Annotated in this window: 7 protein-coding genes; 3 read left to right on the plus strand and 4 right to left on the minus strand. The window is 41.3% G+C overall.

The annotated features are described in order from the left end of the window. Positions 1–103 precede the first annotated feature (103 nt). Positions 104–925 (minus strand): T9SS type A sorting domain-containing protein, encoded by an 822-nt coding sequence (locus tag DBR32_RS12940; protein WP_124636756.1) that lies wholly within the window; start codon positions 923–925, stop codon positions 104–106. A gap of 211 nt (positions 926–1,136) precedes the next feature. On the opposite strand from DBR32_RS12940, the gene DBR32_RS12945 reads away from it, so the two are divergent. The 3 genes from DBR32_RS12945 (at position 1,137) to DBR32_RS12955 (ending at position 6,787) form a co-directional block, all read left to right on the plus strand. Then, positions 1,137–3,272, plus strand: coding sequence for a M3 family metallopeptidase (locus DBR32_RS12945; RefSeq protein WP_124636757.1), 2,136 nt, complete (start codon positions 1,137–1,139; stop codon positions 3,270–3,272). Between the two features lie 208 nt (positions 3,273–3,480). Further along, positions 3,481–5,022 (plus strand): DUF6600 domain-containing protein, encoded by a 1,542-nt coding sequence (locus DBR32_RS12950; protein WP_124636758.1) that lies wholly within the window; start codon positions 3,481–3,483, stop codon positions 5,020–5,022. Between the two features lie 250 nt (positions 5,023–5,272). Continuing rightward, positions 5,273–6,787 carry an SUMF1/EgtB/PvdO family nonheme iron enzyme gene (locus DBR32_RS12955; RefSeq protein ID WP_124636759.1) on the plus strand — a complete coding sequence of 505 codons (1,515 nt, stop codon included), beginning with the start codon at positions 5,273–5,275 and terminating at the stop codon, positions 6,785–6,787. A gap of 492 nt (positions 6,788–7,279) precedes the next feature. Here the strand turns inward: DBR32_RS12955 and DBR32_RS12960 are convergent, their stop codons facing one another. The 3 genes from DBR32_RS12960 to DBR32_RS12970 all read right to left on the minus strand — a co-directional run bounded on the left by DBR32_RS12960 (position 7,280) and on the right by DBR32_RS12970 (position 11,255). Next, complete coding sequence (locus tag DBR32_RS12960; protein WP_124636760.1) at positions 7,280–8,800, minus strand: sodium:solute symporter; 1,521 nt, start codon at positions 8,798–8,800, stop codon at positions 7,280–7,282. A gap of 63 nt (positions 8,801–8,863) precedes the next feature. Then, a complete protein-coding gene (locus DBR32_RS12965; protein ID WP_124636761.1) occupies positions 8,864–9,544 on the minus strand; it encodes a hypothetical protein in 681 nt (226 codons plus the stop codon). Positions 9,545–9,575: 31 nt separating this feature from the next. Next, the gene (locus tag DBR32_RS12970; RefSeq protein WP_124636762.1) at positions 9,576–11,255 is read right to left on the minus strand and encodes a peptide MFS transporter; all 1,680 of its coding nucleotides are present in this window, start codon (positions 11,253–11,255) and stop codon (positions 9,576–9,578) included. Positions 11,256–11,302: the final 47 nt, after the last annotated feature.

Here is an 11,302-nt window from a genome sequence, read left to right on the forward strand (position 1 = left end):
TCCAAAACAAAAAACAGTAGCAGCACATTGGCCACTACTGTTTTTGATTGTAATTTATCTTTTAATTAATCCTGTATCTTTTTGAGACCGGGCAAATCAAAGATTATTTAGCAATACTGAATTTATTGACTGCTTTAGCATTGTCTGTGATTAATTCAACAGAGTACATGCCATTTGGCAAAGAAGATAAATCTAATTTGAATGATTTTTTTCCTGCTTGTTGTTTACCATAAGCCTGAGTATATACTTCACGACCGATAGCATCAAATACTTTTACAGAAGCAGTAGTAGCACCTTTGAAAGTATAGTCAAAGTTGATTTCGTTTTTAGCAGGGTTAGGATAAACGCTGATTAACTCTTTGGTTAATTCGGTTTTTTTGATAGAAGTAGGAAGCGTGCCTAAGATATAAGCAGACTCTGCATGGTTAGTACCCGTTAAAGTACCGTCGCCATCAGGGTTACTGTTATCTACACCAGGATCATTGAACAATACACCACCTTGTGCTCTGCCATAACCCTCTACTACCACAATATTCGTATCATTATCGAAGAACCAGTTAATGGTAGTATCTGTACCTGAAACAGTACCAGATCCTTTTGTTACCCAATAAGATACTTCTTGAGATTGGTTAGCTGCAATGTTAAAACCATATTGTCTTATTCCTCTCCAAACTGATTGACCGCTAGCAGTATTAAAACTGTAACCTGCAATCCAGAAAGTTAAAGTATCTGTTGGTGCAACAGCATCAGTACCTAAATTTTCAACTTTAAATTTAATATTCATGCTATCACCTGTAGGAATATTTGCGTAAGTCGCACCATTTGCAGGATTAACAATAGAGAATTTTAAATTTACATTTTTCTGTGCAACCGCACCTGTAATGAACGTACCGATAAGGGCAAGTGTTGTAAAGATTTTCTTCATGTTTTTCTATTTAAAAAAATTTTTGAGTCCCAAATGTAGCGCAAAAACCGCAGACAGGCTTGAGAAATTTACGCACACATTTGTTAAAACTACTTGAATATCAAATGTTTTGCATTTGAAAAATTCCGTATTTAATCCTCTTTGATTTAAATAGCTATGGCAGTTATGTAAGGAAGCTGTACCTTTATCCTCCTAAAAAAATAATAAGAAAATGAAAACTTCTCAAGCTTTGGTCTGTCTTGCGGCATTCGGTTCTGTCGCGGCCTGTAATACAACCAAGAAAAGCCAAACGGTTAATTATAAAGCTATGAATAATCCCTTTTTTGTAAAGAGTTCTTTGCAGTATCAAGCACCTGTATTTGATAAAATAAAGAATGAGCACTTTAAGCCCGCATTTGATTTGGGCATGAAGATGCAAAACGATGAGCTCGCAAAGATCACAGGGAATAAAGAAGCCCCTACTTTTAAAAATACAGTTGTGCCCCTGGAGACCAGCGGCGAAATATTGAAACGTGCCCAAAGTGTTTTTTACAATTTTACCAGCGCCAATACCAGTCCGGAGATACAGGCATTAGAACAGGAATATGCGCCTAAATTTTCCGCACACAGAGATGGTATATTTCTAAATGAAGCTTTGTTTGCACGGATTAGTAAATTATACGGAAACCGCTTTGCTTTAGGTTTGGATGCAGAAGATAAAAAACTGCTGGAGTATTATTACGAGCAATTTACCATCGCGGGCGCCAATCTCTCCGCACCGGATAAAGAAAAGATGAAAAAGCTGAATGAGCAGGAAGCGGGATTGATCGCAAGTTATACCACAAAATTATTGGCAGCCCGTAAAGCCGGTGGCGTATTTTTTGATCAGGCTTCAGATTTGGACGGCTTGACTGCAGAAGAGTTAGAAGCAGCCAAGAATGATGCGAAAGCAGCAGGTAAAGACGGTAAATATTTACTGGCTTTACAAAACACAACGCAACAACCTTTATTGCAAAGCCTCAAAAATCGTGCAACCCGGGAGAAGTTATTTAAAGCCTCCTGGACACGTGCCGAAAAAGGAGATGAAAATGATACCCGTTCCCTGATCGAACAAATTGCAAAACTGCGTTTGCAAAAAGCAAAGCTTATGGGTAAGCCGAATTATGCAGCATGGAAACTGCAGGATCAAATGGCCAAAACGCCTGAAGCTGCAAAGGAAATGCTGAAGCAGGTAGCTACACCGGCTGTGGCAACGGCCCAAAAAGAGGCATTGGCACTTCAGGAGTTGATCGATCAGCAAAAGGGCGGATTCAAATTGGCTGCATGGGACTGGAGCTTTTATGCAGAGCAGTTGCGTAAAGCGAAATATGATCTGGAAGAAAGCGAAATCAAACCTTATTTTGAAGTAACAACAGTACTCGAAAAAGGGGTATTTTTTGCTGCGGAACAATTGTATGGAGTGACGTTCAAGAAACGTTCCGATATACCCGTATACCACCCCGATGTGGTGGCTTATGAGGTGTTCGACCGCGATGGCTCTTCTATTGCGATCTATTACCTGGATTTTTATACCCGAGACAATAAATCGGGTGGGGCTTGGATGAGTAACTATGTAGACCAGTCTTTTGTATTGGGGCAGAAGCCTGTAATCGTGAATGTATTTAATTATCAAAAGCCCGCACCGGGCAGACCGTCTTTAATCAGTTTTGATGATGTCAGTACCATGTTCCACGAGTTTGGACACTCCATACATGGCTTATTTGCACATCAAAAATATGTAACACTTTCCGGAACGTCTGTACCCAGAGATTTTGTAGAGTTCCCTTCTCAAATTAATGAACACTGGGCACTGGAACCATCTGTGTTGAAAAACTATGCGCTCCACTATCAAACCAAGCAGGTCATACCACAATCCTTGTTGGATAAGATGAAAAAAGCAGGTACGTTCAATCAGGGCTTTAATGTAACGGAATTAGCTGCAGCCGCAGCGCTTGATTTGGAATGGCACAGTATTTCTGATGAAAGTCAGGTGACCAATGCAAACGACTTTGAGCAGAAAGCATTACAAAATGTGGGTCTCTTAGTAGCAGAAGTGCCTCCACGTTATCATTCCCCATACTTCTTGCATATTTGGGGTAATGGCTATTCTGCCGGCTATTATGCTTATATCTGGTCTGAAATTCTCGACAATGATGCTTATGAGTGGTTTAAGGCTAATGGCGGCATGACCAGAGCCAATGGGGATCGTTTCCGCGAATACATTTTATCTGTAGGAAACACCATGGATCTTAATGAAGCATTTAAAAACTTTACCGGTCACAAGGCAGATATAAAGCCTTTGCTGCGTAACAGAGGTTTTATCCAATAATAAATGAATTCTATACGTTAATAGAGAAGGGTGATGCATAAAGTGTCACCCTTCTCTATTCAATACGGGCAGCGATCATTAGCCACCGCTTGTATTTTAATGAGGTATTAACGAATTATTATTAAGGATACACTAAACTTAGGAAGCCCTATTGCGTCTATGTATTTATAAAAAGAAAATTTACAAAACGAAATTAAAATATAATACCATGAGCACCTTATTCAGCACATACAGAAGATACGCCTTAGCGGCCGGTTTGGGCATGATGACCCTACTCGGCTTAAGTACAGAACAGGCGCATGCGCAATACACGAATGATAACTATAATAATGGTTATAACAATGGTTATAATAATGGCAATAACTATGGTGATGATAATTATAACAATAATGGTTACTCCAGTTATAACAATGATTATTCCGCATTCTATGATGATCTTTCTCCTTACGGACAATGGTTTCAGGATCCTCAATATGGGATGGTATGGTCGCCTCGCGTAGGCCGTGATTTCACACCTTACCAAACCAATGGGTACTGGGCCATGACACAATATGGTAATACCTGGATGAGTAATTACAACTGGGGTTGGGCGCCATTCCACTATGGCCGCTGGACCTATAACCAATACTATGGCTGGTTGTGGATTCCCGGAAATGAATGGGGCCCTGCTTGGGTAAACTGGCGTAGCGGTGGTGGTTATTATGGTTGGGCACCATTAGGTCCCGGCATCAGTATCAGCATGTCTGTGGGCTTCAATGCGCCTATGAGTTGGTGGACTTTTGTGCCTCAGGGAAATATCTACTATACCGGTGGCTATGGTCGCTACCACAATGGTGGTAACATGTATAACATTTACAATAGCACCACGATAATTAATAATTATAACAACTATGGTGGCCGCAATTATATTGTGGGACCAAGCAGGGGTGATGTAGAACGTTCTGTGCGCCGTCCGGTCAGCGTCTATAATTTAGGCGAAAGAAATACCCGTGGCCGCTCTTCTGTAAGAGGTAATAATATTGATATGTACCGTCCTAATGTAAGCAATTTGGTACGCAGTAACAGTACAAGAATAGATACCAGAAGTGTACAAACCATCAACAGAGGTACCGGACAAACGACCACAACTCCAGTAAGAAATAGCAATAATGGTGGAAGGCCGGGTTCTAATAATTATGACAGAGGTACCCGTACAAATCCGACAACACCTAATGTGAATAATAATGGCGGAAGGCCCGGTTCTAGTAATTATGACAGAGGAACGCGTACAACTACGCCGACACCTGATGTGAATAATAATGGTGGAAGACCCGGTTCTAGTAGTTATGACAGAGGAACGCGTACAACTACGCCGACACCCGATGTGAATAATAATAATGGTGGAAGACCCGGTTCTAATAGTTACGACAGAGGTACGCGTACATACACGCCCACACCAAATATGAACAATAACAATGGTTCGAGACCTGGTTCTAATAATAGTTATGACAGAGGTAGCCGCATGAATACGCCGGCACCACAGCCTGTACAAAACAATAATCGAGTGATCAGCCAACCGGCACCTTCTAGAAGCGTAGAACGTGCACAACCACAACAAGTGCAACAACAAAGACAATACAATGCACAACCTAGCGTGCAACGTTCAGAAACCAGAACGGCTGCACCACCGGAACGCCAAATGAACAATACGCGCAGCGATAACGGTTCAAGACCTTCGGGAGGTGGCATGGATAGGGGCTCAAGAAGATAAAAAATCGGAATACCCATATAATTGACCAATAAAAAACGATAAATAATTTAGTTTATTTATCGTTTTTTTGTTCCATAATAACTAATATTGTGAGGTCGTGACAGAAGTCCTGATAACACAGTTGGTTAAATTTGAAAAATTTTTAGAAAATATTAGCAAAGGCTTTGCATTTCTAAAAGAAAGTTATATTATTGTATCGCTTTTCGGTATAATTTTTATCGAAACAATGTAAAATAAACATTAATAACAGATGAAAAGAGCAATATTTGGTATTAGTTTGCTAAGTGTAGGTTTCGCTACAGTATTGACATCATGCTCTTCTAATAAAGGAAGAGGGGTCTCTGAAAAAACAGGCTGGAATTATAATGATTCCCGTTTGGGTGGCTTTACCGCCGCACAGAATTACAAAGGTATGCAAACCGGTCCCGGATTGGTATTTATCGAAGGTGGTAGCTTCACAATGGGTCAAACGGATGAGGACTTGTATTATACTAGAAATAATACACCACGCAGAGTAACCGTTTCTTCTTTCTACATGGATGAAACAGAGGTGGCAAACGTTCATTACCGTGAATATATTTATTGGTTGCAACGTGCTTATGGCGCCGATTATCCGGATGTTGTAGATGAAGCGAAACCGGATGAAACCGTTTGGCGTTCTGCATTGTCTTATAATGAGCCTTACGTGCAATATTATTTCAACCATGCATCGTATGATCAATATCCTGTAGTAGGGGTAACCTGGATGCAGGCCAATGATTATGCTAAATGGCGTTCTGACAGGGTTAATGAGCAAATCCTGATGAAAAATGGTTTGTTGAAGAAAAATCCTAATCAGGTAAATGAAGATGTATTTACTTCTGAAACATACGTAAACGGACAATATTTAGGTGCTACCGGTAGAAGCAAGCAAAGAGATTTGGATCCTACGGGTTCCGGGTCTAGAGCGACCAACTACGCTGATGGTATGTTATTGCCTAACTATCGTCTGCCAACAGAAGCTGAGTGGGAATTTGCCGCTTTAGGTGCTATTGCCAATAACCCTTCTGCCCGTACAAAACGTAGCCGTGGTGAAGAAGCCTTTACAGATCGTCAATCCAATACCTGGGGAGATATTCGTTCAGTAAGATACCAAGAGAAAAATGCTCAAAAAGGTGAAATGCTGGCGAACTTCAAACGCAGAAGCGGAGACTATATGGGTGTAACCGGTGGTTTGAACGATAATGCTGATGGTCCTGCTGATGTACATAAATACTTACCTAATGCTAACGGTCTGTACAATATGGCTGGTAACGTTAACGAATGGTGTTTAGATGTATATCGTGCTACTTCTTTACAAGATTTTGCAGGTCGTCGCCCATATGTAGGTAACGAATTTACAAAAACGAAAAGAGAAAGCGATTATACCATTTCTGAAAAAGACAGCTTAGGCCGTTTAGTAGTAGCGGATATTGATTCTACCGATTTAGCAGGTCAATATAACAGAGACTATAAAAAAGCAGATAACAGAGGTGTTTTAGAGAACGAAGGCCAATACCGTTATGACTATGGCAAACAAAGCCTGGTTAATAATGACAGCCGCGTAATCAAAGGTGGTTCTTGGGATGATAATTACTATTGGTTAAGCCCTGGTACAAGACGTTTCCAACAATCAAACCAACCTACTTCTACAACCGGTTTCCGTTGTGTAATGGATAGATTAGGAAGCACTATTTTAGATGCACCATCTGGTAATCAATTCAGAGCATCAAAAAAACGTAAATAAGATATTCCTTAAAGGAACATAAATATTCCATAAGCCCTTCTCCATAAGAGAAGGGCTTATTTTTTATGGCTAATCAACTGCGCTGAGAAAATAGCGGGCATAAGCAGCCCGTCGTACATCGCTAGGCGAATGTCTCTATAAGAGGAAATGAGGAGCCTGGTGCAAATACCTGTGCCGGAGGCTTACTTTAGGATATGGATAACTAACCACCGGAAATCCTTGACGCCCATCGATAGTGTCGATGTATGATAATAAAATAACCTTTTGGAAACTCCATATGATCCGTTGCCCGCTTATGTACACCTATGGCTATTGTGTAATTGTTGAAACATGCTGGTGTACATAAGCGATATATAAATAAGCTCATCGCGGCTTTCACATAGTTGTGCTCCTCTCTTTAGGATGAAATAAGGATTACCATGTATTTTTAATGAAAAAAAATGCCCCCAAAAATCTTTGGGGGCATTCTAATGAAAAACAATCTTTGTTTTGTTAGGCTAATTTCGGTTTCCGGCTTACGATATACAGACCGATAAAGGTGATCAGGCCATTGAGGATAATCAGTTCTACGCCTATCTTATAGGCACTGTAGTTCGTGACCAAATAATTGATGAGGTAAGTAATCGCCGGTGCCAGTAAAGTAACATACAGAATTGCATATTTGGTTACGATTTCCCTTTTCGTGAAAATACCAAAAGCAAACAGGCCCAACAGAGGTCCATAGGTGTAGCCAGCAACCTCCATAATCAGATACACAATCGATTTATTGTTGATCATTTTGAAGACCATAATAAGGATAAAAAAGAGCACCGTGAAAACCAGGTGTATGCGCATCCTCAGTTTTTTCTTTTGTTTTTCCGTCTTAGTCGTGTCCTCATTCAGTTTTAAAAGGTCTACGCAATAAGAACTGGTCACAGCGGTTAAGGCACCATCTGCAGACGGAAATAAAGCCGAAATGAGGCCGATGATAAAGATGATGGCGATAATCATAGGGAAATGTCCTTGTAAGGATAAGGCCGGGAAAAGATCATCTCCCATGACACTCGGCCCACCAGATTTTAATATAAAACCCTCTGCGGTATAAGATGCGCCCTGTTGTTGTGCATATAAATAAAGCAATCCACCGAGAAATAGAAAGGCTAGGTTCACCACCAGCAGGATGCCGGCAAAACTGAGCATATTCTTTTTGGCGTTCTTGACATTATTTACAGAAATGTTTTTTTGCATCATCTCCTGATCCAAACCCGTCATGGCAATAGTGATAAACATCCCGCCCAGTATCGTCTTTAAGAAGAATGTTTTAGAATTGATATCAAAATTAAACAGCCTTGTATAATCTTTTTTAGAGAGTTGTGTGAACGCTTCTCCTACAGAAAGATCCAGGTGAGATAAAATGTAGATGATACAGGCCAGCAGGCTGATGATCATAAAAGAAGTCTGCAGGGTATCCGTGATTACAATCGTTTTCACGCCGCCTTCAAAAGTATAGAGCAAGACCATCAGCAGCAAGATCAAAGAGGTGGCCCAGAAGGGGATACCCAGGGGCTCCAATAAGAACAGCTGCAATACATTCACCACCAGATACAAACGCGCAGTGGCACCAATACTCCGGGAAATGATAAAGAATATCGATCCTATTTTATGGGCTTCTACATTAAATCGTTTGCCCAGATAAGTATAGATAGAGGTGAGGTTCATCCGGTAATATAAAGGCAGCAGAATAGCCGCTACAATGAAATAACCGATGAAGAACCCGATCACCATCATATAATATTCAAAGCCGCCAAAAGCATAAGCGCCGGAAGTCATCTTACCTACCGTACCCGGTACGGATATAAAGGTCACACCACTCAGGCTGGTGCCAATCATACCAAAGGCCACCAGCATCCAGTTGCTATTCCGGTTGCCAATAAAAAAAGATTCATTATTAGAATTTCGGGAGGTGTAAAACGAAACGCCTAAGAGCAATGCGAAATAGGCAATAATGATGATAAGTAAAAGTGTAGCATTCATAGCTTGAATTATAAATAAAAGAGTACCAAAACATTGGTACTCTTTTTATGGGAAAAATAGGAATTAGAAACCGATACCGAAACCAATCACCGGTTGTAGCGCCCCATAGTAAGGGCTGCCTACCTGTCCTTGGCGACCGTTAGAGCTGGTCACGGTTTGTAAGGTACTCTTTTGTAGTACATCATAATATAAGCCCAGATAAAGGCTTATTCTTTCCGAAACCGGAAGGCGGTATCCTGCGCCTACCAGCAAAGTCGGGATAGAATAATTTGCCTTAACCGATTCTTTACCCGATCCACCACCTAAAGTGGCCGCTTCCGTCCATTTCACATCAGAAATATGGTATTCAAAATGCGCCTGTACAAAAAACTGGCTGAACAGGTTATAACGTACCCAAGCCCCCGGAGAGAACATAGAATATCTTCTGGGATAGTTTTCATAACGGCTCGTCGTTGTATTGTAAAACGTGGTATAGTTACTCTCCCGGAAATATTGATATCCGATACTGACACCGGCCATCAGGTTATTCGTAAGCTTGTACCCTACCAAAGGAGAGATACTGGCATTGAAAGAGCCACTACCAAATCCTAAACCAAAGCCGCCACCCATGACCAGGCGCTGCGGATCAAAGCCGCCACTGCTGCTTTTAGGTTTACTACTATGTCCGCCGCTGCTGTATCGATCCTGCGCAAGCGCGCTGATACTTAAAAGTAGTCCTATCAATATGACGAATCCTTTTTTCATGATTGCTTATTTTTATGAGATGTCTGTATATTTATTTAACGCCTTTTTCCTTCATTACCTGATTAAGCCACTTCAATAAAACAAAACCGATAGCAGCCGAAACTAAAAGTAAACCACAGTTTACAATAAAGAAATTCGCTTTATTATCGTACTTATACCAGGTATTCGCCAGGATACCACTCAGTTTGTTCCCGATAGAGGTAGACAGGAAGAAGCCACCCATCATCAGGGCTGTTAATCGTGTCGGGCTCAATTTAGACACCAAAGATAAGCCCATTGGACTTAAAAATAACTCTCCGACCGTAATAACCCCATAACAACCGATCAGCCACAAGGCAGATACCTTTTCCAGGCCATTATGGCTATAATATACTGCGGCTACCATGACTAAAGCGGATAGGGCCGAAATAAACATACCCCAGGCAATTTTCGCCGGCGTTGTCGGTTCCTTCTTTTTACGCCTTAGGAAGCTAAAAAATGCCACGACCAAAGGGGTCAGCGCCACGACCCAAAACGGATTGATCGACTGGAAGAGCTCTGTATTCATGACCGAAATCGGTTGACCATCAGTCGGGATCTTATCTGCAGGTGCATTTTTGAAGTAAACATCATGATCCACCACTTTAATTACTTTTCCATGATCATCTTTTTGTGCCCTGAACTGTGCATCATATAAAGTCACGCTATCCTTTTTAGAAGGAATGCTTTCGGCCAGGTACAATTTATTGGCTGCATCTTCTACACCACCCGTCACCTGACGATCGGTATAATACTTAGCCCAGCGGGTCAATACTGTGCCGTTTTGCTTAAAGACAGCCCAGAACATGATACTTACCGCAAAGATGGCGAGCAGGGCCGCAATGGGCCGCTTATCGTTACCATTGGCGCGTACATAAAGACTGATAAAGAAGATTATGACCGGAACACAGGCAAAGATGAAGGCATCAGAACTGTCACTGCCAAAAATATTACCGGGAATAATCCATCCGATAGCCCCAACGACCATTGCGGGCAGAAATACATATAACAAGACCTGTGAGATGCCGATATCGCCCTTCTCTGTCGGTTTAAGGATATTGGCATGCCGGTAGTGCTTCAGGCCAATGCTGAAGACTATCAGCCCCACGAACATACCGATACCCGCTGTAAGGAAGGCTGCACTCCAGCCGTATTTATTGCGCATAAAAGCAGCAATAATATTACAGACGAACGCACCGATATTGATGCCCATGTAAAAGATATTGAAGCCGGCATCTTTTTTGGCGATATATTGCTCCTCCGAATAAAGATTACCGAGCAGCGTGGAGATACTGGGTTTGAAAAAACCATTACCAATAACGATTAAAGCGATAGAAGAATAAAAAGCCCCTTCACTATGAACACTTAGGCCCATATAGCCAAGCCCCATAAGTACCCCACCAATATACACCGAATTGATATAGCCCAGTTTCCGGTCTGCTAAAAAGCCACCTAGGAAAGGCGTTAAATAAGTAAAGGCGATAAACGTACCGAAAATATCCTCTGCTTTTACATCAGGAAACTGCCAGCCGCCATTCTTAGTATCGATCATATATAATAAAAAGATACCCAGCATCAGGTAATAACCAAAGCGTTCCCACATTTCTGTTAAAAATAAGAAGGGTAGGCCTTTAGGATGGTTACGTCCTTTCTGGGAGGGAACCCCCGAAAGGGCATCTTGCTGTTGCGACATATTTGTTATGATTAGCTTGCTAAAATAATAAAATAATGCTAATTCTA

The sequence above is a fragment of the Taibaiella sp. KBW10 genome (assembly GCF_003852495.1).
Lineage (GTDB): Bacteria > Bacteroidota > Bacteroidia > Chitinophagales > Chitinophagaceae > Edaphocola.